Raw genomic sequence first — 23,948 nt, forward strand, 5'->3', positions numbered from 1 at the left:
CCTTAATAGGTTCATTAATGTGTCTTACACTTGTCGTATAGTCCTTTATCCTTCAGAACCTTAATTAGTGTTTCACCCATGACAGAAGGCGTTTCTGCCACTTCAATGCCACATTCATTCATAACACGAATCTTTTCATCAGCTGTACCCTTACCACCAGAGATAATGGCACCAGCATGACCCATACGCTTTCCAGGAGGTGCTGTACGACCACCGATAAAGCCAACTACGGGTTTTGTCATATTAGCTTTTACCCATTCAGCTGCTTCTTCTTCAGCTGTTCCACCAATCTCACCAATCATAATAACCGCTTCGGTTTCTGGGTCTTCATTGAAAGCTTTTAGAACATCAATGAAATCTGTACCATTTACAGGGTCCCCACCAATTCCAACTGCAGTGGTTTGACCAATACCAGATTCAGTTAATTGATGAACCGCTTCATAGGTTAATGTACCAGAACGTGATACAACACCTACATGACCTTTTTTATGAATGTAACCAGGCATAATTCCGATTTTACACTCATCAGCAGTAATAACACCTGGGCAGTTTGGACCTACAAGACGTGTCTTTTTACCTTCCAATTGACGTTTAACTTTTACCATATCCATAACTGGAATATGCTCTGTAATACAAATAACTAAATCTAGTTCAGCATCTGCTGCTTCTAGAATCGCATCTGCCGCAAATGGTGCAGGCACATAAATGACAGAAGCGTTTGCACCAGTTTGATCTACAGCATCTTGAACAGTGTTAAATACAGGAACACCTTCAACCTCTTGACCGCCTTTACCTGGTGAAGTACCACCAACGATTTTGGTTCCGTATTCTAGCATTTGCTTTGTATGGAAAAGGGCTGTAGAGCCAGTAATACCCTGAACAATTACTTTTGTGTCTTTATTAATAAAAACGCTCATTTTTCTCCCACCTCTCTACATTACTTCACTAATTCAACAATTTTTTGTGCGCCATCAGCCATAGAGTCTGCTGAAGTGATATTTAAGCCTGAATCGTCTAAAATTTTCTTTCCCGCATCTACATTCGTACCTTCTAAACGTACGACTAAAGGAAGTTCTAGTCCAATCTGCTTGGTTGCCTCAACAACACCCTCTGCAATTACGTCACACTTCATAATTCCACCAAAAATGTTCACAAAAATTCCTTTTACATTTTCATCGGATAGGATGATCTTAAAGGCTTCTGTTACTTTTTCAGTAGTAGCTCCTCCCCCAACGTCAAGGAAGTTCGCAGGGTCCCCATTGTAGTGTTTAATGGTATCCATGGTTGCCATAGCAAGACCAGCACCATTTACCATACAGCCAATATTACCGTCAAGAGCAATGTAACTTAGGTCATATTTAGATGCTTCAATTTCTTTTGGATCCTCTTCGTCAAGGTCACGATACTCTGTTACATCTTTTTGACGGAATAAAGCGTTGTCATCAAAATTTAGCTTAGCGTCTAACGCCATAACGTTGCCGTCACCAGTAGTAACTAGTGGATTAATTTCTGCAATGGAGCAATCCTTTTCAACAAATACTTGATATAGCCCCATCATAAACTTTACAGCTTTTGAAACGAGCTCTTTTGGAATATTGATGCTGAAAGCTAATCTTCTAGCTTGGTATGGCATTAATCCTGTTACTGGATCGATTACCTCTTTGAAAATCTTTTCAGGTGTCTTCGCTGCTACTTCTTCAATTTCTGTTCCACCCTCTTCAGATGCCATCATGACAACACGTGAAGTAGCACGGTCAAGAACAAGCCCTACATAATATTCCTTTTTAATATCACAGCCTTCTTCAATTAGAAGACGTTTTACCTCTTTTCCTTCTGGACCCGTTTGATGCGTCACAAGGGTCTTACCAAGGATTTCTTTTGCATATGTACGAACTTCATCTAGATTTTTCGCCACTTTTACACCGCCGGCCTTGCCTCGGCCACCTGCATGTATTTGTGCTTTTACAACAGAAACGTCTGTACCTAGTTCTTTTGCCGCTTCTACTGCTTCATCAACGGAAAAAGCTACACGACTATTTGGTACAGCTACGCCGAACTTACGAAAAATCTCTTTAGCTTGATACTCGTGAATGTTCATTTTCCATCCTCCCATCAAAATATCAGTGCGTGTTCATTGTAAAAAAAGTGTTAGAAATTGTCCACACTTATCCATTATAAGACTACTCTATGAAAATAACAACAGATGATATAAATTGAAAAAACGACCAAACTGGCTAGGAAAGCATTATTTTTGCGACTGTTTATCCACTTGATAAATAAAAGCAAACACTTCGGCTACTACTTGATAGAGCTCCTCAGGAATGGTGTCATTCGTATTCAGCGTAGATAATAGGTCTACAAGTGCTGCATTCTCCTCAACCGGTACGTTATTTTCATTTGCCATATCTATTATATTTTCAGCAATTGTGCCTTTCCCCTTCGCCACTACTTTCGGTGCTGTATCTCTTTTTTCATGATATGATAAAGCTACCGCTTGTTTACGTTTGTTAGGTAGGTCATTGTTCATATTTTAAAATCAAATCCTTTCTCTGTTCCTGAAGGAGATGAAATGTTATGAAAAGAGGTTGATTGCTTTGAATGATTGAAATCCTTAACCACTATGGAGCTTAATTGATAATGTAAGGTCTGTAAATTGTCAGCAAGTGATGACTCCAGTAGTTTAGTCAAAGGCTTAACTATTTCTGGTTGGTCGTTAAAAACACTAAGGGATATAGACCTATTCTGAACAAATAAATCGACGACTGTCTCGTTGATATTCTGAAGAGTTAAGTAAAACATAACCCGACAATAATTGGAATCTATTTTATCCTGCTCATTTCTTTTACCCTCAAAATCCATAAACAAATCCTCTTTTAGCCCAAACCATTCTCCGGGAAACTGAACCGAAAATTGAGACCATTCCTGTTGATTACTCAACGATAACTGAATCCCTGATACGACGTTTTGTAGGTTTTGTATGTGACTATTAACAGCTGGCTTGTCCACTTGGGCTTGAACCAATTGTAGTAATTCCTTAAACGATTGGTTTGAAGTAAGATTCTCGTTAAGAGCAGAAAATTTCGCAAGCTGTTCATTACCACCCAATAGCGAGAGCATCACCTTCAGTTTAAAGAGGATGCCTTTCTGGTCTGATAATCCCTCTAATAGAGGCATTGAAGCGTCCTTTTGATGGAACAACGATAACACATGTTGTAATTGTCTTGCTTCCTTTGTATCTATATGATCTAGCTCTGTTTGTAGAGCGACTGCTGTTTTATCCATCGATATCGGCTTGAACAGTCTAGCATAAACTGCATCAAATACTTCCTTTGTCATTGGATACTTCTGTATTAGCATTTCTTTAATTACGGACATTCCTTCATCAAATGAAGGCGCCTTTTCCATAAGGGCAAATGCTTTCATTATGCTTTGTTTGTGGATTGGTATTTGTTCATTTATAAGAATAGAAAGCAGTTTTTGTTGATTTTCAGATCCTTTAACCCCCATTTTCTCAAGCAACAGGGAAATGGAATCCTTTTGATTTCGGACTGGCTTTTCACTCATTACCTGCAACCTTACATAAGGAGAGGCTTTGGTTACTTGAAAAAGATAGCGTTTATGGACCTGAAGTAAATTTTCCAATTGAGCAATAAGCTGTTGTCCTCCAAATTGAATGACGGCCTTATTATTCGGCAAAAACTTCTCAATTCGCCCTGTGACCATTTGTCCCTGTTTGAAGGATAGTGGCATGCTCTTTGTTGCTCGTAAACGTATTGATTGTAAGGTTGGATGAACTCCATTTTGCGGCATACAATCTCTCTCCTTATGAACGAATAGCATCTTTTACAGGCGCAAACGAAACTCGGTGATAAGGTGTAGGCCCAAACTGTTTTAATGCTTGAAGGTGGTTCTTGGTCCCATATCCCATATTGGATGCGAATTGATAAGCTGGATATTGTTCATCGACTTGTCTCATCAAGCGGTCACGCGTTACTTTAGCTATGATACTGGCTGCTGCTATTGAGACTGATTTTTGATCTCCCTTAATAATAGCCTCATGGTGAATTGGGATTTCATTTAATTGAACCGCATCAACTAATAAATGGTCAGGTTGGATTGATAAGTCAGCCACGGCCTTTTTCATCGCCAGCTTTGTTGCTTGAAATATATTTATTTGATCAATGGTGTTGTTGTCCACAATACCGATGCCGTAAGAAACAGACAACTGTTTTATTTGATCAAAATACCGCTCTCTTGCTTGTACGGATAGCTTTTTAGAGTCATTGATGCCTTCTAGATAAAATGTATCATTAATGATCACAGCACCAGCCACCACAGGACCAGCTAAAGGACCACGACCCGCTTCATCGATTCCAGCTATGTATGTAGACCCCTTGTGCCAAATACTTTTTTCATATGTTAGCATTTCCTCAAACTGTTCCTTGTGTAATTGCTCTGCTTTTCGCCTTTTTTCTTGTTTTTTTACCAAAACCTGAACGCCCTTTCTCTCATCTTGAGTGTAGGCATTCCATTCCTCTACCGTATATGTTTCATTCTCTATTTTTTCGCGTATGACGGCAATTGTTTCACTTTTGATTGTCATGATGCATCTCTCCCATCACTTTTAATATCGGATAGATTTCGAAAAAAGTAAAGACATTCATCAAAAGATGAATGTCATTTATTTTAAAACGCTCTTTTCTAAGGAAATGTTATTTTTGACTATAACGATGTAAAATGCGACATAGTTAGACTTTTTAGTGTTGCTTAAGTCGTTCCGATGATTATTGAGTGCATGCATACCGTTCCGGCAGAATACTCCGCTTTCCATGGGCGCGGCCACAGCCTCCACGGAAGCCCAGACCGTTTCCTGCTGGGACTTCACCACGCTTCCTCCCATAGGAGTCTCCGTATTCTGCCTCCACTATAGGAGTGTTCTGATGAATGATCATTGGAAAATACGCTAGAGTTACGTCGCATTTATATCAATTGCACAATATAAAAGACAACAACGTAACGAAAGCAGCCTCTTATAAACATGTACTTATCTACCCTTCATCAGGAAAATCAAACGTTATAGTACCTAGCTTAGAGGTTCTAAGATCGCGTATAATCACCTCTGAGGTTTTTTCGTAATCAATCATGCCTCCGCTAGCTAAGCAGCCTCTTTTTTTTCCTATTTCATCAAACCAGGTTACAATATCCTCGACATCAAGATCAATGGAATAACGTTCCACCAATCTATCAGGATAGTGGTCCTTTAAAAATCTTAATACAAATACAGCAATATCATCTAAATGAAGAATATGGTCTTTAATCGTCCCAACAGCCGCTAGCTTATATCCCACTTCCTCATCTTCAAATTTAGGCCATAAAATACCTGGTGTATCAAGGAGTTCAAAATCTTTTTTCACTTTAATCCATTGTTGAGCTGTTGTTACACCAGGTCTATCACCTGTCTTGGCAATTTTTTTATTCACAAGACGATTTATCACCGTGGATTTTCCAACATTTGGAATACCTACTATCATCGCTCGAATAGGTCGAGGTTTTACGCCTTTTTTCGTCAACCGCTCAAGTTTTTTCTCCCCTATTTCCTTAGCGACCTTTACAATTTGCTGAATATCTTTTGCTTCATGAGCATTAACAGCCAAGGATGGGATGCCTTTAGCGGCAAAATGCTCCTCCCACTTTTTTGTCATTTGTGGGTCAGCTAAATCCTTTTTCATCAGTAAAATCAGTTTTTCTTTATCTCCTAATACCTCTTGTAACATGGGATTTTGTGAGGATATCGGAACTCTTGCATCTACTAATTCAATTACAAAATCAACAAGCTTTAATTTTTCTTCCACTTGCCTTTTGGCTTTAGCCATATGTCCTGGAAACCACTGAATGGTCATCATATCACCTACTATTAATGTATTAATCCCAATTGATTGAAGGGCCAATATCTAAATGTGGCTACACCGACAATTCGATCAATAGGTATTAAACCAATTACACGACTATCGGTTGAATTAGACCGGTTATCTCCCAAAACGAGCACATGTCCATCAGGAATTTCCTCATACTCACCTGGGAGGTCTTCTAATGTGAAATCGTGCGTGTAATGACTCCCCTCCTGAAGTTGATTCAGCCTACTAGACAAAAATGGCTCTGTATAAGGTTGTCCATTTATATAAAGGATTTCATTTTGATACGCTATATGTTCACCAGGTAAACCAACTACACGCTTAATATAATCCTTATTTCTAGTGGCGTGAAAAACGACAATATCGAACCGATCGGGATCACTAAATACATACTCCATTTTATTTACTATTAAGTGGTCATCATTCTCAAGTGTAGGTAGCATAGATGGCCCATCTACAATAATAGGCGCAAACACAAATGCACGTATACCAAAAGCGATGATACTTGATATGATAATTACCTTTAGCCAACTTAGCCACTCTCTATTTTTATAGGCCATAGGTTTACCTCCGAACTTGTGGAATGCATATGTATATATTCATTTTATGTTTATTAGTATGTAAATATTTGAAGAATACCGTTAATATTATGCAAAGAGTAGAAAAAGGAGCCTGACAATGCAAGCTCCTTCTTACTAACTTTTGCTAAGATTAAGCAACAAAAAAGGATTTCTGATGCTTAACGATATTATCGAATTTCTTTAATACGTGCAGCTTTACCACGACGACTACGTAGGTAGTACAACTTCGCACGACGTACTTTACCGCGACGTGATACTTCAATCTTATCAATGCGAGGAGAATGTACTGGGAAAGTACGTTCAATACCTACACCATAAGAAATCTTACGTACTGTGAAGGTTTCACTAATTCCGCCTCCACGACGCTTAAGTACTACACCTTCGAATACCTGAATACGCTCACGGTTACCTTCCACAACTTTCACGTGAACCTTTACCGTATCACCAGGACGAAAGCTTGGTCGGTCTGTACGTAATTGATCTTTTGCAACTTGTTCAAGTATCTTTTGCACAAGTCTTCACTCCTTCCAACTAACACTCTTGCCTCACGAATCTAGCAGCGGAGTATCGTCATTTAAAGCCTAAGTAAACTCTTAAGCACAACTGTAAATATATCATAATCATCATCGTATTGCAAGATTATTTCTCGTTCTTCCACACCTGTAGCCAACGTTTCTGCTCGTCTGTTAATTCCATTTTCTCCAATAAATCGGGGCGGCGTTCATAAGTGCGTTTTAATGATTCCTTCTGCCGCCATTCTTCAATCTTTTGATGGTTTCCTGATAAAACTACATCTGGAACTGATAATCCTCTAAACTCACGTGGCCTAGTATAATGAGGGTGCTCCAGCAATCCAGTCGAAAATGAATCTTTGATTGCCGATTCGTTATTACCAAGTACCCCAGGCAACAGACGAACCACACTATCAATGACCACCATCGCACCTAATTCTCCACCTGTTAAAACGTAGTCACCTATAGATATTTCATCTGTGACAAGATGAGTTCTTATACGTTCGTCATAGCCTTCATAATGACCACAAATAAAGATTAAATGATCCTCTTCTGACAGCTCCTCAGCCTTTTCTTGCGTGTAAGGCTCTCCTTGTGGACACATTAAAATAACACGTGGCGCTGTATTTTTTCGCTGTTCCTTTAAGTGATCAACGGCATCAAATAATGGTTGGGGGGCAAGTACCATTCCTGCTCCACCACCATAAGGATAATCATCGACCTTTTGATGTTTATTATCTGTATAATCTCTAAAATTAATAGGGTTATATTGAACAGCATTATTTTCTTCTGCTTTTTTTAAAATAGATGAATTGAATACACCATGAAACATTTCTGGGAATAGTGTTAAGATATCGATATGCATTAGTCCAAAAGACCCTCCATAGGATGAATCAAAATCCGTTTATTTTCAACATCAACATCAGTTACAATGGATTCAATGTAAGGGATCAATACATCCTTTTGTCCCTTTCTTTTCACAACCCAAACATCATTTGCTCCAGGTGTTAGGATTTCTTTTACTATCCCGATTTCGGTTCCATCCTCTGTTACTACCGCACAGCCAATGATTTGATGATAGTAAAATTCACCCTCTTCAAGACTCGTTTGTTGCTCTTCAGAAATTTTCAGTGTACCACCCTTAAGTGATTCCACATCATTTATAGAATCATAGCCTTTAAAATGTAATAAATGAAAATTTTTATGTATTCGGTGTCCATCAATTTCGAGAGATAACGTCTTTTTTCCATCCTCCGCGAACCAAAATACTTTATTACCTTTTTCGAAGCGCTCATCAAAATCTGTGATTTTAATAATTTTCACTTCACCTTTAATACCATGTGTATTGACGACTTTTCCGATGTTAAACATTTGGTTATCCATAGCATCACCTTTTAATCTATCCGAATGACTTGTCCATCCTGTATTGTAATAGAACGTTCTCCCATAATCTCAGACCACTTGTCTCCTACCTCAACCTCTACAATCTCATCTACTTCACTTTCTGTTATTTCACTACCTATTGGTAAAATGTCCAATTGTTCCAGCTGATATTCTACCCACTTCATCTTGTTTTTTCGCCGATCAATTTCCTTTTGGAAGCGTACGTTAACATCTGATGTGGATATTCCTTTCTTAGATTGCAATTTTCGTTTTTCAAATTGGAGCTGATGACACTCATTTTCAAGCTGTGTGAGCTGCCCTTTGAATTTCACTTCTAACCGTTCCTTACTTTTTTCTGTGATGACCTGTTTCACAGCTGTTTTACGAATTATTTTCACAAGGGAAACCTCCCGTTAGACAAAATTGGCTATTGATGAGCCTACAGGCACATTCAATGGCCAACTTGTTAAATACTTATACGTTCCACCAACTTAAGTATATAAGTATACGAATAAAAACGAAACCTTTATTTTATTCATAACCTCTTTTAACTGAAAACTCTTTTAACTTTTAAAGCTGTAAAAACAGGGAAAGGTTTGCCCTTTCCCTGTTGGTTACATAATGTCTAAATAAATTTTTTTGTTAGAATCAGAACCGGCTGCATACACAACAGTTCTGATTGCTTTAGCAATTCGACCATTTTTTCCAATCACTTTACCCACATCGTTTTCATGAACAGTGAGGTGGTAACGAATCTTATAATCGTTTTCCTCTTCTGTTACGTTGACATCATCAGGATGATCAACCAATGGGCGGACAATGGTTTCAATTAAGGCTTTCATGACATCATCACACTACTTTACTTTTGGTTTTTAGAGTCATGGAATTTCTTCATGATGCCTTGTTCTGAAAACAGGTTACGTACAGTGTCGCTTGGTTTAGCACCTTTTGTCATCCAATCAAGTGCTTTCTCTTCATCTAAATCAACTTTAGCTGGTTCAACAACTGGATTATATGTTCCAATTTGATCAATAAAACGTCCGTCACGAGGAGAACGTGAATCAGCAACTACTACACGGTAAAATGGATTTCTTTTAGAACCCATTCTTCTTAGGCGAATTTTTACTGCCATGTTTTGCACCTCCAAAATAATTGTTTTACACAAATAAAGATTTTAGCAGACATTTATATCTGTGTAAAGTATTTTTCCATTACATATTAAAAAACTGATTATAGCTAGCTTTATAAGCTAGTTTTTGTCTACATAAATGGGAAATTCATGCCTTTTTTCTTTTTACCCTTTTTCCCCATATTTGTCATTTGCTTCATCATTTTCTTCATTTCGGTAAATTGTTTAAGTAAGCGATTGACTTCAGACACGGATGTCCCAGATCCTTTGGCAATCCGCCTTTTTCGACTGGCATTCATGATGCTTGGATCGACTCGTTCTTTTTTCGTCATCGACTTAATAATAGCCTCAACGTGATCAATCTGCTTTTCATCTACTTGAAGATTTTTCATGCCCTTCATTTTACCCATCCCAGGCATCATGTTCATGAGCTCATCCAATGGCCCCATTTTTTTCACTTGCTGCATCTGATCCAGAAAATCTTCAAAGGTAAAGGACATGGAACGCATTTTTTCTTCTAATTCTTTTGCTTGCTTTTCATCCACATTATCCTGTGCTTTCTCAATTAAGGAGAGGACATCTCCCATCCCTAAAATTCGCGATGCCATTCGTTCAGGATGAAAGGCTTCTAATTCATCCAGCTTCTCACCCATACCTGCAAATTTAATTGGTTTACCGGTAACGGCTTTAATGGAAATGGCCGCACCACCACGAGTATCCCCATCTAGCTTCGTTAGCACAACGCCAGATACGTCTAATTGCTCGTTAAAGCTTTCTGCAACATTCACAGCATCCTGTCCTGTCATGGCATCTACGACTAGGAAGATCTCATCAGGATTCACACTTTCTTTAATCTCCTGTAATTCACCCATTAAGTTCTCATCAACATGTAAACGACCCGCAGTATCGATAATGACATAATCATGGTGCTCTTCTTTTGCCTTCTCAATTGCCTGATTAGCGATGTCTACAGGATTTGCCTCTGTACCAAGTGAAAATACTGGCATGTCTAATTGTTTTCCTAAAGTTTGTAGCTGATTGATAGCTGCAGGACGATATATGTCAGCCGCAACTAGCATTGGATTACGGTTATGCTTTTTTCTTAAAAGATTGGCGAGTTTTCCAGTAGTGGTTGTTTTACCCGCACCTTGCAGACCAACCATCATAATGACTGTTGGTGGTTTGTTAGCTACGGCAATCTTACTTTGCTCTCCACCCATTAAATCAGAAAGCTCATCCTTCACAACCTTAATAACTTGCTGACCAGGTGTTAAACTTTCCATGACTTCCTGTCCAACAGCTCTTTCTTTTACACGCTTCACAAAATCCTTTACAACCTTAAAGTTTACATCTGCTTCAAGTAAAGCTAAACGGACTTCACGTGTCATCTCTTTGACATCGGCTTCCGAAACTTTACCTTTTCCTTTGATCTTTTGGATCGTTTTTTGCAGTCGGTCGGCTAACCCTTCAAATGCCATAAAAGCCGCCCTCCTAATCTAGATTCTCGAGCTTTTGAATCATTTCCACTAACTCGGAATGTTTTTGTATTACATCGTGTTCCTTTAATTTTCTTACCAATTCTTTTCTTTGCTGGAACTTTTCATAAAGAAATAGCTTTTCTTCGTATTCTTCAAGCATGCTTTCGGTTCTTTTTATATTATCATAGACTGCCTGCCTACTAACCTCAAACTGATCGGAAATCTCACCTAAGGAATAATCCTCTAAATAGTACATTTCCATGTAATTCTTTTGTTTAGGTGTAAGCAGTTCTTGATAAAAATCAAATAAATAATTAATGCGAGTCGTTTTGTCTAGCAAGGCAATCTCTCCCTTGTTAAGTGAAACACCTTTACACTTTATACTAACGGATAGTATGAAAAGGTGTCAAGGTAAACTTATTCATCGGCAGACGTTGATTGGTCAATCATATCAGCAAACAAACCATAAACAAAGGAATTCGCGTCAAAGGCTTGCAGGTCTGTTACCTTTTCTCCTAAACCGACAAATTTAACCGGAATGGACAACTCATTGCGAATCGCTAAGACGATACCGCCTTTAGCTGTACCATCTAATTTAGAAAGCACAATTCCTGATACATCTGTTGCTTCTGAGAAGGTCTTCGCCTGACTCATCGCATTCTGACCAGTGGTCGCATCCAATACGAGCAGCACATCATGTGGGGCTTCTGGAATTTCACGCGTAATCACTCGTTTTACCTTTGCAAGCTCATTCATTAAGTTCACTTTGTTTTGTAGACGTCCAGCTGTATCACAGAGTAGAACATCTGCACCACGAGATTTAGCGGCTTGAATTCCGTCAAAAATCACCGCTGCAGGATCACTACCTTCACTATGCTTGACAACCTCAACTCCTACACGGTCACCCCATACCTCAAGTTGTTCAATGGCGCCTGCTCTAAACGTATCTCCTGCAGCCAGCATAACGGTTTTCCCCTCTTCTTTAAGCATATGGGCAAGCTTACCGATTGTTGTCGTTTTACCTACTCCATTTACACCAACAAAGAGGATAACGGAAAGGCCATTTTCATTTAAATTTAGTTGTTCTACCTCCTGTTCATCGTCTCCATAATAAATTTCCACTAGTTTTTCGGAAATGACCTCGATAACCTCAGACGTATCCTTAATGTTCCGTCTTTTCACTTCCATTTCTAGTTCCTCAATTAGTTCCATGACGGTTTCAACACCAACATCGGCTGAAATTAAAATCTCCTCTAGTTCTTCAAAGAACTCTTCATCAACCTTACGATATTTGGCAACCAAGTCATTCATTTTAGTGGCAAAGGAATCTCTAGTTTTGGTTAATCCATCTTTAAATTTGTCAGTAACCTGCTCTGTTTGTTGATTTATTTTTTCCTTCAATTTTTTAAAGAAACTCAAATTAACTCTTCCTTTCTAGCTGGATTACAATTTAAGCATTCACCATTTGTTCGGTTTCTTCTAATCGTACGGATACTAATTTGGAAACACCCGACTCCTGCATCGTAACACCGTAAAGAACATCTGCTTCCTCCATTGTTCCTTTTCGATGAGTGATAACAATAAATTGAGTGTTAGCACTAAATTGTTTCAAATATTGAGCAAACCGATTTACATTGGCATCATCAAGAGCTGCCTCCACCTCATCAAGTACACAGAATGGCACGGGACGAACACGAAGGATTGCAAATAACAAAGCAATGGCAGTAAGGGCTCTTTCCCCACCTGACAGTAATCCTAGGTTTTGTAATTTTTTCCCTGGGGGTTGGGCGACAATATCTACTCCTGTTTCAAGTAAGTCGGAAGGGTTTGTTAAGGTTAGATCTGCACGCCCTCCCCCGAATAGCGCTTTAAAGACCTCGACAAATTCTTTTTGTATTTGCACAAAGGTCCCTTCAAAACGATTAACCATTTCTGTGTCCATTTCATGTATGACTGAATAAAGGGTTTCTTTAGCATCTAACAAGTCTTGTTGTTGGGTGGTTAAAAAGTCGTACCTTTCCTTTACTCGTTCGTATTCATCAATGGCCCCTAAGTTAACATTCCCTAGTTGTTCAATGGAACGTTTAATACCCTTTACCGTTTGTTTCGCTTTCTCCAGATCGTCTGTCTTCCCAAACTTCTCTTTTGCTTTTTCATAGGAAAGCATATATTCCTCTTGAAGTAGACCTAGACGATTATCTAATTCCACGTCCATACGGTTGGCTTTCACTTCTTTTTCCTGTATATGTTTTCTTAATTGATTTAAGCTACGATTTTTCTCTTTTAGCTCATTTTCAACATCTGCTGTCTTCTGATTTCGTTGTTGCCTTTCCTCTCGCTTCATCTTAAGGTCATATTCTGTTTGCTGTTTTTCTAGCCGTTTACTTGTAATTTCTTGATCAATTTCACTGACCGTTTGTCCTTGCTCTTTCATTTTCTCTAATTCTTCAAGCTCTTCATTAACTTGTTGTTGTTGCTCGATTAATTCGCTTTGCTGATTAGATAGACTATTTACTTTTTCTCTTTGGTTCCTTACATTTGTATCCAACTCAGCTAAAGTGATTTGAAGTGAATTATGTTCCTGTTGAAGCTTTTCACTTGATTGTTGCTGGGTATTTAACTCACTTGTCAATTCATCAATTTGTGCTTGAAGACTAGTCGTTTCCTCTTCTAGCTTCTCTAATTGGTGCTTAATCACCTTTTTCGATTCATGTAAATCCTGTTCCTCTTCAGAATACTGTTCTTGCTCTTGGTCATACAAAGAGAGATGATTATTAATATTAGAGAGCTTAACCTCCACTTCCCGAACCGCTTCGCGAAGATTATCGACATTCGTTTTAAGCCTTGATACTTCTTGTTCTAATTCTGATAATTGGTCTTCTTTTTGTTTTGTGTTTAGGATTAACTGATTAATCTCTTGCTCAAAATCGGCTGATTTACGCTCATAAACTGAGAGCTTTTCTATGACTTGTTTCAATTCTTTTTCTCTTGTAAATAAAGAATTATTGTTTTTCTTTTTCGCTCCACCAGTCATTGAACCGCCTGGATTAACCACATCCCCTTCAAGGGTTACAATGCGATAACGACGATGTAACAATCCCGCAATTTCATTCGCATCTTTTAATGTTTTGGTGATGACAATATTCCCAAGTAGCGATTGGATTGCTGCTGCATACTTCTCTTCATATTTTATCAGTTGACTTGCAATCCCTACATAACCCTGATGACGCTCGACTTGCTGGATTAAATTCGACTGTATTCGTTTTGGCTGCATAGACGATAATGGCAGAAAGGTTGCCCGACCGTTATTGGTTTTCTTAAGCCAATTAATTGCCTTCCTAGCATGAGGTTCGGATTCCACAATTACGTGTTGAGCCTGACCACCTAATGCAGTTTCCATGGCCTGTACATAGTCAGTTGGTATTTCAATCTTTTCAGCAACTGCACCAAAGATACCTTCTAACTCTTTTCGATCTCTAGCTTTTAATACCGCCTTAACCCCATGGAAAAATCCAGCAAAGTCCTCTTTCATTTCTTCTAGCATTTCTTTTTTCGATCGTAATTTATGAATAAGCTGTGACCCTTGATTTAGTTTTGTTTGTTCTGCCTGTATAACCTGATGTCCCTTGTTAATTTCTTCTTTTAACTCGTTATAAGCTTGTTCTTTGTTCTGTAGCTTTTGTTGTTCAGTGTTTAAGGCTTGCTCAATTTTTTGTTTCTCTTTATCAATTTCTTTTCTATCATTAATCAAGTCTTGGAAGCGACTTGTCATTTTCCCTTTTTTGGCTTGATTTTGCTCTAGGTGACGCTCAATGCTCTGACTTTCATTACGCTTTGCAGCTTGCTCATTCAGTTTTTCAATATATTCACTTTTTAATTCTTCTATTTTCTCTTCAATACTCTCCTTAGATTGACCGAGCTTTTCTTCTAAACGAACCAATTGTTTTTTGTTTTGATCACGTTCATTTAGAATGCTCGTTAGCTTTTGCTGTTCTTGGTCTAATTGCTCCCCAATTTCTTTTAGCTTTTGAGTTAACTTCGCGTTCTCATCACTAAGCTTGTCCTTGTTTTCTTCATAATGCTTCCAGCGTTCGTGAAACAATCGTTTTCTACCTTCTATATTTTCTAACTCCTGTGTTAAGGTTAATAGTTTTGCCTGCATCTGCTCGATATTTTCATCGATTCGCTGAATTTCATATTTTTCTTTTTCAATTTTAGCCTCTTCTTGTTGGATGTCCGACTGTTTATGTAAGGCTTCTTCATTTTGAACATCTATTTCTTGAAGAAGATTTTTCCAGTCATAATTCAACTGTTCTATTTCGGTTACGAGGAGCGCTACTTCATTTTTTTCCAGTTCATCTTTTTTCTCTAAATAAGTTTGTGCGATAGTCGCTTGTTCCTTCAGTGGTTCAAGCTGTCCATCTAGCTCATAAATTATATCCTCAACACGATACAAATTTTCCTGTGTTTCGCTAAGCTTCATTTCTGCTTTTTTCTTTCTCTGCTTATACTTCAAAACCCCAGCAGCTTCTTCAAAAATGGAGCGACGTTCTTCAGGTTTTGAGCTTAATATTTCCTCCACTTTCCCTTGACTAATAATGGAAAAGGCTTCTTTTCCTAGGCCAGAGTCCATAAAAAGATCGATAATATCTTTAAGGCGACAGGATTGCTGATTAATAAAAAACTCACTTTCGCCTGAACGATACACTCGACGTGTAATACTAACCTCTTGATAATCAAGGGGTAAAGCGGTATCTTCATTATCTAAAACAAGCGAAACCTCGGCAAAATTAAGAGCATTACGGGTATCACTACCTGAGAATATGATATCCTCCATTTTTGACCCACGTAATGAGCGAGCAGACTGCTCACCTAATACCCAACGAATCGCATCCGTAATATTACTTTTTCCACTACCATTAGGTCCAACTACTGCTGTTACCCCTGGTACAAATTCAACTGAAACTCGATCAGCAAACGATTTAAATCCAACTGTATCTAAACGTTTGAGGAACATTTTTCTTCCTCCCGTAAAATTCAATTTATTGAAAAGCGTTAGAATTCCGTTAAAAAGGTTTTCTTTTAGCCTAGTATATTTTATCATAGAATATAGAACATAAGAAGAACATCGTGAAGATTACGATGAAGAGGAGTGACCCAATGAATTTGAACGAAGCAACTGAACAAAATTTATCCTACATAATTGAACAATTAGCTGAACAATTACAAGTCATTAATCGTTCAGTATTAGACCCGAAGTACTTTGATATCAAAAACTACAACGAAATAAAATCTATGTACGATATGGTTAAAAACAAGCAATTAAGTGTATCTGAAATTCAAGCCATTATCGAGGAACTAAGAAATTTCAGAGCGAAATAACAGGAGAGTAAGGTTTTCCTTACACAAGGATTGGGTGCCAGGTACTTATCGAATTTCACGATAAATTCGATAAGTACCTGGCACCCTTATTTACTTTCTTTATCTAGCTTTTCCAGTGCTTCTTTGGCCGCATTTTGCTCGGCTTCCTTTTTTGTTCTGCCACTCCCATCACCATACTTTTCATCATGTATAAATACATTGGCAATGAATTCACGGTTATGTGCTGGACCCTTTTCATCTACAATTTCATATTCAATTTGACCATCCAAATCTTGTTGAACAACTTCCTGTAATAAGCTCTTGTAATCTGTTGCGTGGGAAAATGCACCAGGCTTGATAGTTGGGAAAATGTACCTTCCCAAAAAGGTTAATACTGTATCAAAGCCTTGATCTAAATAAAGAGCACCGATAAATGCTTCGAATGCGTCAGCTAAAAGGGCAGGTCTTGTTCTACCACCTGTCATTTCCTCTCCTTTACCAAGTAATACAAGTTCATTAAAATTTAGCTTTTCAGCAAAATGAACAAGAGAAGGTTCACAGACAATGGATGCTCTTAGCTTTGTTAAATCTCCTTCAGCCATATCTGGATTCTTTCGATATAAGTACTGGGATACAGCCAACTCTAGTACTGCATCTCCTAAAAACTCCAAGCGTTCATTATCTTCTAAATCCAGATGGCGATGCTCATTTACATAAGAGGAATGTGTAAAAGCTTGTTTTAGAAGACGTTCATTATTGAATTCTGTGCCTATTGTCTGTTGAAAGTTTTCAAAATTCACGGATATATGTCACCTATCCTTTTAATAGTTTATGTACTATGATTCGAACCTTAATATGGATTGAAAGTCCTGCACAAAAGCAGGACTTTCATTTATACCATTTATTATGGTTATATTTCATGAATTCTAATTAGGACTGAGTGCTGTTTATGTAGTTTACAGCATCTCCGACAGTAGCAATTTTTTCTGCTTCTTCATCAGAAATCTCCATATCAAATTCATCTTCAAGTTCCATCACTAGTTCAACTACATCTAGTGAATCAGCCTCTAAATCATCTTTAAAAGATGCTTCCATAGTAATCTTTGATTCATCTACATCTAAACGATCAACAATGACCTTTTTTACGCGATCAAATACATCTGCCATTGGTGTTCACCTCCCTTCACCGAGCAGGAAAAACTATGACTGACACCTGTTTATACTAAGACACCCGGGTGCCAGGGACTTATAAAACTTCTAAAAGAGAAATTCTATAAGTCCCTGGCACCCCTCGGCGGCAGTATTACATGACCATACCGCCATCAACATGAAGTGTTTGCCCGGTCATATACTCAGAGTCGTCCGATGCAAGAAAACGAACAACCTTTGCTACATGCTCAGGATTCCCTAAACGATTTAAAGGAATCATGGATAGCATTTCTTTACGAGCTTCTTCTGGAAGCTGGTCTGTCATATCCGTTGAAATAAACCCAGGAGCTACAGCATTCACTAGGATGTTACGAGACGCCAACTCTTTCGCTGTTGTTTTCGTAAATCCAATTACACCCGCTTTTGCTGCCACATAATTGGCTTGTCCAGGGTTGCCCGTAACACCAACTATGGAGGCGATATTGATAATACGTCCACTCTTTTGACGCATCATTTGTCTAGTTACCGCCTTTGTTGTTAAGAATACCCCTTTTAGATTCGTTTGAATCACGTCGTCAAACTCATCCTCTTTCATCCTCATCAATAAATTGTCGCGGGTAATTCCGGCATTATTAATTAATATATCAAGACTACCAAACGTGTCAATCGTTTTCTTAATCATTTCCTTCACGTCTTCATCTTGTGAAACATTAGCCTGTATGGCAAATGCTTCTCCACCAAGCTCTTCAATTTCTTTGACTACTTCATTGGCTTTTTGTTCACTGCCTGCATAATTGACAGCCACTTTTGCTCCATTTTTGGCTAGTTCTAGAGCAATGGCTCTCCCAATTCCTCTAGAAGCGCCAGTTACAAGTGCAGCTTTACCTCCTAAAGACATTAAGCATCCTCCTTATACCATTCTAGAAATGCGGCTAATGATTCTGGGTCTTGAATGGCAAATGTTTTCGTTCTACGATTCACCTTTCGAACTAAACCTGAGAGTACTTTACCATTTCCTACTTCTACAAATGCATCCACATCACCACTAGCCATCATATTTGAAATCGTTTCTGAAAAACGCACAGGTGAATAGAGTTGTTTCACTAAAAGATTTTGAATCTCGCTCTGGTCGTGTACGGGTGCTGCTGTTACATTTGCATAAACAGGAATTTCAGCGTCCTGAATATCTGTTTTCAAAAGCTCTTGCTCTAGCTCACTACTTGCTGGTTCCATTAATCTAGAGTGAAATGGTCCGCTCACATTTAAAGGCAGCACACGCTTAGCCCCTTTTTCCTTTAGCAGCTCGGTAGCTATTTCAACTCCCTGTTTCGTACCAGAGATGACAATTTGGCCAGGGCAGTTGTCATTAGCAACATCAACAATTTCTCCTTTCTCAGAAATTTCATCAACTGATTCAGAAATCGTTTTTTCGTCTAATCCTAAGACCGCAGCCATTGCACCTTTACCAGCAGGATATGCCTTTTCCATTAAGCGCCCACGAGTTTGGACGAGTTTTAAAGCTTCATCCAACTGCAAAGCTCTAGCACTAACTAAAGCAGAATACTCGCCTAGGCTATGGCCTGCAGCCATTACCGGCTTTACTCCATTTTTCTGTAAAACGTTAGCGATGGCAGCACTTGAGAGTAATAATGCTGGTTGCGCATTCTCTGTTTTTGTAAGTTCTTCTTGCGGTCCTTCAAACATTAAGGTTTTGATTGGAACTTGCAACGCTTGTTCTGCACGATCAAATACCTTTTTTACATCCTCATCTTTTTCATAAAAAGCTTTTGTCATACCTACCTCTTGTGACCCTTGACCTGGGAATAAAAAAGCTACTTTTTTCATTCGTTTCCCTCCTCTGTATTAAGAGATTCAACTGTCTCTTCTATCTTATTGGTTACCTCTTGTTCAACGAGCTGGCAGGCCTGCTTAATGGCATTATAAACTGCCCGATCATTAGAAGAACCATGGGCCTTGATAACTGGAGCGGCTAAACCAAATAATCCTGCTCCTCCATATTCCGAGTAGTCTAGCTTTGATTTTAATCCTTTTAGATCTCCTTTGATGGCCGCTGCTGCCAATTTCGTCTTAGCATTTTTCATAAAAACTTCTTTCAACATGGAGAACATGCCTAGCGCTGTTCCTTCAATCGATTTGAGCGCGACATTCCCAGAAAAACCATCCGTTACAATAATATCCGCTACACCATCGAGAAAGTCTCGGGCTTCGACGTTTCCGATGAAATTTATAGGTGCATCTTCAAGTAATAGGAAGGCTTTTTTCGATAACTCGCTACCCTTTTGATTTTCTGTTCCGACATTCAACAGTCCTACTCTAGGGTTATGAACTCCTCTAACCTTTTCGGCGTAAATCGAACCCATAATGCCATATTGCAGCAAATGTTGTGGCTTGGCATCGACATTCGCTCCAACATCAAGAAGTAAAAAGCCTTTTCCATCTAGTGTAGGGAGTGTAGGGCTTAGGGCAGGTCGATCAATTCCTCGAATACGACCAACAATAAATAATCCAGCACTCATAAGGGCCCCTGTATTCCCTGCAGAAATACATGCATCAGCACGGCCTTCTTTAACTTCATTAGCCATTAATACCATAGAGGCATTTTTCTTTCTCCTGACTGCTCGTACAGGTTCGTCTTCACTAGTAATTACATCCTGTGTATGTATGATATCGATATTTTTTGTAGTCGTTAAATACGAATTAATTTTTTGCTTATCTCCAACTAAAACGACGGAAAGATTTGGGATGTTTTCCACTGCATAGCAAACTCCCTTAACAATTGCTTCAGGTGCGTTGTCTCCACCCATCGCATCGATTGCTATTCTCATTTATTTTGTCTCTCCTTTTTGGTCATTAGACCGAAACATCACAAAACTACCCTGGAACACCAGTTCATTTTCAACAAAGCTATTTACCTCCACAATGGTACGGTCCTTGTGATCGTTTCCTTTTACCTCTGCTTTAGCAACTACTCGTTCGCCTTCCTTAACCTGGCGTTTAAATCTAAGGTCAGATTTAGCTGTTAGCGCTAGCTCATCATTAATCACCGCTACCGCAAGAGAGTTAGCCTGAGCAAATAAATGGTGCCCTCGTGCAATTTTGTTACGAGAAAAAACGTGGTCACTCCGGATATCAAGTATGGAGATCGCACGCCTATCTAATTCTAAATCAATTATTTCTCCAATTACTTCATCTAAAGGTAGTGCTTTAACCGTTTCATTCCATTGATGGGTTGCAACGGATTTAATTCGTTCGCGCAATTCTGGAATAGATAATTCCATTCGATCTAATCGGATGGTTTGTATACTGACATTAAACTTTTTCGCAAGCTCTTCATCTGTTATAAAGGGCATTAGTGAAATGGTTTCTTTTAATTGTTCCTGTCTTTGCTTCTTCGTTTTCCTCATCGATTACACCGTCCACTTTTATGACTAGGTACTAATAGTAATATATAATACCTGTGGAGTAATTGCAATCCCCTTTTAATCTAAAACTTGTCCATTAAAAATTGGATCATTTTCAATGGCTATTTTTAGCTTCTTATAGGATGGGTCATTGAAAAATCGACCTGATTCAATCATGTCAACAGCGTCCTTCCTCGCCGTCTCTAATGCACGATAATCCTGAACGAGGTCAGCTACTTTAAATTCTGGAAGCCCGCTTTGTTTTTTACCAAAAAAGTCTCCCGGTCCTCTAAGCTTTAAATCATGCTCAGATAACTCAAAACCATCATTAGTCTCTGTCATGATCCTCATACGCTCTTTTCCAGTTTCTCCTTTAGGGTCAGCTAGTAAAATGCAATAGCTTTGAGCATCCCCTCGGCCCACACGGCCCCTTAATTGGTGTAGTTGGGATAGACCAAATCGTTCCGCATCATAGATAAGCATCATCGTAGCGTTGGGGACATTCACTCCTACTTCTACTACAGTTGTAGAAACAAGAATTTGCAATTCATTTTGGGCAAACTGCTTCATAACTTCATCCTTTTCTGTGGTATGAAGCCGGCCGTGCATAAGCCCAACCCGTACATCCTGCGGGAAAAATTCTTGCAGTTGTTGATGGATGTCAACAGCATTTTGGATGTCAAGCTTGTCCGATTCTTCAACGAGCGGACAAATGACATAGGCTTGATGACCTTGTTTGATTTCCTTGTGGACAAAATTTAATACTCTATCTAGCATGTTTTCTTTTGCCCAATACGTCTTTACAGGTTTTCGACCCTTAGGCATTTCATCAATAACAGATACATCCATGTCACCAAAGGTTGTAATCGCTAGAGTTCTCGGGATTGGCGTTGCGGTCATAAATAAAACATCAGGCTGTAAACCTTTATCCCTTAAAACCCGGCGCTGCTCTACCCCAAATCGATGCTGTTCGTCTACAATCACAAAACCTAAATCATTGAAAAATACATCATCCTGAATTAATGCATGTGTACCTACCACAATGTCCGCATCCTGCTCTTTCACTTTATGTAGCCGTTCTTTTCTTTTCTTCCCTTTTACGGATCCAGTTAGTAATACAATTTCTGCCTTATCACCGAATAGTTCCTGCAGAGATTCAAAATGTTGTTCAGCAAGTATTTCTGTTGGCACCATTAAAGCTCCCTGCTTGCCCGCTGTAATAGCTGCATATAATCCGATCGCCGCTACTACGGTTTTCCCTGACCCAACATCCCCTTGTAATAGACGGTTCATTTGGTATGGATTTTTTAGATCATTCAAAAGTTCTTTTATGACATTTTTTTGCGCATTGGTTAATTCAAAAGGGAGCTGGTCCATAAAAGCATTGATTTTGGTTACATCCATATTCATGGCATTACCCATGGTCGCTTCCCTTTTTTGTTTCCTTAGCCATTGCATCTTTAACTGAAATAATAATAATTCTTCATATATAAACCGTCTCTTCGCATGCTTGAGTAGAATCCCATTTTCTGGGAAGTGCATTTGCTGTAAAGCTTTAGAGCGAGCTGGAATTTTATAGTCAGTTAAATAGTTTTCAGGTAAAATCTCTTCGATTTGGGTTCCAAAGCTATTCAAGGCTTGCTTCATTGATTTCCGAAAAAACCCTAATGAAATGCCTCCCTTTAGTGAATAAATGGGTTGATGAGTATCTTTCTTTTTGATGGTTCCTTTTTGGAATTGACTCACGGTAATTTGCAAGCGATGTTGATCCCACTTCCCGATAACCGTCACCAATTCTCCTCTCTGTAGGTGTTTTTTTGCAAAAGCTTGATTAAAAAACACCGCTTTAACAGCAATATGATCGACTTCTAATGTAACCGTCAATCTGGACTTTTTACGTCCAAAAAAGCTTAGGGAAGGTTCTGAGACAACCTTCCCTACAAGTGTAGCTTTTTCCTGATGCTCAATTTCAGTAATTGGTTTAATTTCATGGACATCATAGCGAAACGGAAAATGAAATAAAAAATCCTCAACAGTTTGTATGCCCATATCGTTTAGTTCACCGGCTATTTTTTCTCCGATTCCTTTTATATCGGTAACTGGTAAATTGGCTAACAACTTACTCACTCTTTCTTTGATTTAGTACCATAGATTTGTTCTTCAATTGCACGACCAGTTGGTGTTGCTGCAAGTCCTCCTTGTGCCGTTTCTTTAAATGCGGTTGGCATACGTTGGCCAATACGGAACATTGCATCAATCACTTCATCACAAGGGATTCGACTTGTTACACCAGCTAGCGCCATATCAGCAGATACAATCGCATTTGAAGCACCCATTGCATTTCGTTTTACACAAGGTACTTCGACTAAACCAGCTACAGGGTCACACACGAGACCTAGCATATTTTTTAGTGTAATCGCCATGGCTTCTGCGGACTGTTGCGGAGTCCCACCGGCCATTTCAACTATGGCTGCAGCAGCCATTCCAGCAGCAGAACCTACTTCAGCCTGACAGCCACCAGCTGCACCTGAAATTGATGCGTTATTAGCGATTACCTGTCCAAAAGCTCCTGAGGTAAATAAGTAGCGAATCATTTGTTCCCGAGTTGGATTGAGTTTTTCCTTGACCGCAAATAAGGTTCCCGGCACACACCCAGCACTACCAGCAGTAGGAGTAGCACAAATAATACCCATAGCTGCATTCACTTCATTTGTTGCAACAGCTTTACTGACAGCATCTAGCAATAAATGCCCAGATAACGGTTCTTTGTCTCTCATATAATTTTGGATGAGAACAGCATCTCCACCTGTTAGGCCGGAGCGAGATTCAACACCTTTAAGACCATCCTCAACAGCCTTTTCCATCACAGATAGATTTTCATCCATCTGTCCCATAACCTTTTCTCTCGACTTTTCTGTTACTTCCATCTCCTGGCGAATCATGACCTCTGAGATGGATATATTTTGATTTTCAGCAAGTTCTACTAACTCACTTACATTACGAAACATTATGGTCTCCCCC

At 38.9% G+C, this 23,948-nt stretch carries 26 protein-coding genes; 1 reads left to right on the top strand and 25 read right to left on the bottom strand.

Going from position 1 to position 23,948, the window contains the following annotated elements:
* Positions 1-14: 14 nt before the first annotated feature.
* From sucD to smc, 17 genes are all read right to left on the bottom strand, one after another.
* Positions 15-917, bottom strand: coding sequence for a succinate--CoA ligase subunit alpha (sucD, locus tag GH754_RS03575; RefSeq protein ID WP_153727369.1), 903 nt, complete (start codon positions 915-917; stop codon positions 15-17).
* Between the two features lie 20 nt (positions 918-937).
* On the bottom strand, positions 938-2,098 hold the full coding sequence (sucC, locus tag GH754_RS03580; protein WP_153727370.1) for an ADP-forming succinate--CoA ligase subunit beta: 1,161 nt from the start codon (positions 2,096-2,098) through the stop codon (positions 938-940).
* Between the two features lie 147 nt (positions 2,099-2,245).
* On the bottom strand, positions 2,246-2,527 hold the full coding sequence (locus GH754_RS03585; protein WP_153727371.1) for an EscU/YscU/HrcU family type III secretion system export apparatus switch protein: 282 nt from the start codon (positions 2,525-2,527) through the stop codon (positions 2,246-2,248).
* The gene (locus GH754_RS03590) at positions 2,524-3,810 is read right to left on the bottom strand and encodes a hypothetical protein (RefSeq protein ID WP_153727372.1); all 1,287 of its coding nucleotides are present in this window, start codon (positions 3,808-3,810) and stop codon (positions 2,524-2,526) included. The genes GH754_RS03585 and GH754_RS03590 overlap by 4 nt, the downstream gene beginning before the upstream one ends.
* A 13-nt stretch (positions 3,811-3,823) precedes the next feature.
* On the bottom strand, positions 3,824-4,603 hold the full coding sequence (locus GH754_RS03595; protein WP_153727373.1) for a ribonuclease HII: 780 nt from the start codon (positions 4,601-4,603) through the stop codon (positions 3,824-3,826).
* Between the two features lie 445 nt (positions 4,604-5,048).
* A complete protein-coding gene (gene ylqF, locus GH754_RS03600; protein WP_153727374.1) occupies positions 5,049-5,900 on the bottom strand; it encodes a ribosome biogenesis GTPase YlqF in 852 nt (283 codons plus the stop codon).
* 14 nt (positions 5,901-5,914) lie between these two features.
* Positions 5,915-6,472, bottom strand: coding sequence for a signal peptidase I (gene lepB / locus GH754_RS03605; RefSeq protein ID WP_153727375.1), 558 nt, complete (start codon positions 6,470-6,472; stop codon positions 5,915-5,917).
* A 188-nt stretch (positions 6,473-6,660) separates the two neighbouring features.
* Positions 6,661-7,005, bottom strand: coding sequence for a 50S ribosomal protein L19 (gene rplS, locus GH754_RS03610; protein WP_323741832.1), 345 nt, complete (start codon positions 7,003-7,005; stop codon positions 6,661-6,663).
* Positions 7,006-7,132: 127 nt separating this feature from the next.
* A complete protein-coding gene (gene trmD, locus GH754_RS03615; RefSeq protein ID WP_153727376.1) occupies positions 7,133-7,870 on the bottom strand; it encodes a tRNA (guanosine(37)-N1)-methyltransferase TrmD in 738 nt (245 codons plus the stop codon).
* The gene (rimM, locus tag GH754_RS03620; RefSeq protein ID WP_153727377.1) at positions 7,870-8,388 is read right to left on the bottom strand and encodes a ribosome maturation factor RimM; all 519 of its coding nucleotides are present in this window, start codon (positions 8,386-8,388) and stop codon (positions 7,870-7,872) included. Before rimM ends, trmD begins: the two co-directional genes overlap by 1 nt.
* A gap of 11 nt (positions 8,389-8,399) precedes the next feature.
* Positions 8,400-8,786 (bottom strand): YlqD family protein, encoded by a 387-nt coding sequence (locus GH754_RS03625; RefSeq protein ID WP_323741833.1) that lies wholly within the window; start codon positions 8,784-8,786, stop codon positions 8,400-8,402.
* 216 nt (positions 8,787-9,002) lie between these two features.
* The gene (locus GH754_RS03630; RefSeq protein ID WP_153727378.1) at positions 9,003-9,230 is read right to left on the bottom strand and encodes a KH domain-containing protein; all 228 of its coding nucleotides are present in this window, start codon (positions 9,228-9,230) and stop codon (positions 9,003-9,005) included.
* A 17-nt stretch (positions 9,231-9,247) separates the two neighbouring features.
* The gene (rpsP, locus tag GH754_RS03635; RefSeq protein ID WP_153727379.1) at positions 9,248-9,520 is read right to left on the bottom strand and encodes a 30S ribosomal protein S16; all 273 of its coding nucleotides are present in this window, start codon (positions 9,518-9,520) and stop codon (positions 9,248-9,250) included.
* Between the two features lie 128 nt (positions 9,521-9,648).
* Positions 9,649-10,995: a signal recognition particle protein gene (gene ffh / locus GH754_RS03640; protein WP_153727380.1), complete on the bottom strand. Its 1,347-nt coding sequence runs from the start codon at positions 10,993-10,995 to the stop codon at positions 9,649-9,651.
* A gap of 13 nt (positions 10,996-11,008) precedes the next feature.
* Positions 11,009-11,335: a putative DNA-binding protein gene (locus tag GH754_RS03645; protein ID WP_153727381.1), complete on the bottom strand. Its 327-nt coding sequence runs from the start codon at positions 11,333-11,335 to the stop codon at positions 11,009-11,011.
* A 77-nt stretch (positions 11,336-11,412) separates the two neighbouring features.
* Positions 11,413-12,414: a signal recognition particle-docking protein FtsY gene (ftsY, locus tag GH754_RS03650; protein ID WP_153727382.1), complete on the bottom strand. Its 1,002-nt coding sequence runs from the start codon at positions 12,412-12,414 to the stop codon at positions 11,413-11,415.
* A 31-nt stretch (positions 12,415-12,445) separates the two neighbouring features.
* Positions 12,446-16,012 (bottom strand): chromosome segregation protein SMC, encoded by a 3,567-nt coding sequence (gene smc / locus GH754_RS03655; RefSeq protein ID WP_153727383.1) that lies wholly within the window; start codon positions 16,010-16,012, stop codon positions 12,446-12,448.
* A gap of 143 nt (positions 16,013-16,155) precedes the next feature.
* Here smc and GH754_RS03660 point away from each other — a divergent pair, with 143 nt between their 5' ends.
* On the top strand, positions 16,156-16,377 hold the full coding sequence (locus GH754_RS03660; protein WP_153727384.1) for a DUF1128 domain-containing protein: 222 nt from the start codon (positions 16,156-16,158) through the stop codon (positions 16,375-16,377).
* 86 nt (positions 16,378-16,463) lie between these two features.
* Here GH754_RS03660 and rnc read toward each other — a convergent pair whose 3' ends face one another.
* The 8 genes from rnc to sdaAA all read right to left on the bottom strand — a co-directional run bounded on the left by rnc (position 16,464) and on the right by sdaAA (position 23,935).
* The gene (gene rnc / locus GH754_RS03665; protein ID WP_323741834.1) at positions 16,464-17,156 is read right to left on the bottom strand and encodes a ribonuclease III; all 693 of its coding nucleotides are present in this window, start codon (positions 17,154-17,156) and stop codon (positions 16,464-16,466) included.
* Positions 17,157-17,286: 130 nt separating this feature from the next.
* Positions 17,287-17,523, bottom strand: a complete 237-nt coding sequence (gene acpP / locus GH754_RS03670) for an acyl carrier protein (protein WP_153727385.1) — start codon at positions 17,521-17,523, stop codon at positions 17,287-17,289.
* A gap of 136 nt (positions 17,524-17,659) precedes the next feature.
* On the bottom strand, positions 17,660-18,403 hold the full coding sequence (fabG, locus tag GH754_RS03675; RefSeq protein WP_153727386.1) for a 3-oxoacyl-[acyl-carrier-protein] reductase: 744 nt from the start codon (positions 18,401-18,403) through the stop codon (positions 17,660-17,662).
* Entirely contained in the window at positions 18,403-19,350 is a 948-nt protein-coding gene (gene fabD / locus GH754_RS03680; protein ID WP_153727387.1) for an ACP S-malonyltransferase, read from the bottom strand. Before fabD ends, fabG begins: the two co-directional genes overlap by 1 nt.
* Positions 19,347-20,351: a phosphate acyltransferase PlsX gene (gene plsX, locus GH754_RS03685; RefSeq protein WP_153727388.1), complete on the bottom strand. Its 1,005-nt coding sequence runs from the start codon at positions 20,349-20,351 to the stop codon at positions 19,347-19,349. Before plsX ends, fabD begins: the two co-directional genes overlap by 4 nt.
* Positions 20,352-20,930 carry a transcription factor FapR gene (gene fapR / locus GH754_RS03690; protein WP_153727389.1) on the bottom strand — a complete coding sequence of 193 codons (579 nt, stop codon included), beginning with the start codon at positions 20,928-20,930 and terminating at the stop codon, positions 20,352-20,354.
* 75 nt (positions 20,931-21,005) lie between these two features.
* Complete coding sequence (gene recG / locus GH754_RS03695) at positions 21,006-23,045, bottom strand: ATP-dependent DNA helicase RecG (protein ID WP_153727390.1); 2,040 nt, start codon at positions 23,043-23,045, stop codon at positions 21,006-21,008.
* 5 nt (positions 23,046-23,050) lie between these two features.
* Positions 23,051-23,935 (bottom strand): L-serine ammonia-lyase, iron-sulfur-dependent, subunit alpha, encoded by an 885-nt coding sequence (gene sdaAA / locus GH754_RS03700; protein ID WP_153727391.1) that lies wholly within the window; start codon positions 23,933-23,935, stop codon positions 23,051-23,053.
* Positions 23,936-23,948: the final 13 nt, after the last annotated feature.

Source organism: Salinibacillus xinjiangensis, assembly GCF_009649735.1.
Classification (GTDB): domain Bacteria; phylum Bacillota; class Bacilli; order Bacillales; family Alkalibacillaceae; genus Salinibacillus; species Salinibacillus xinjiangensis.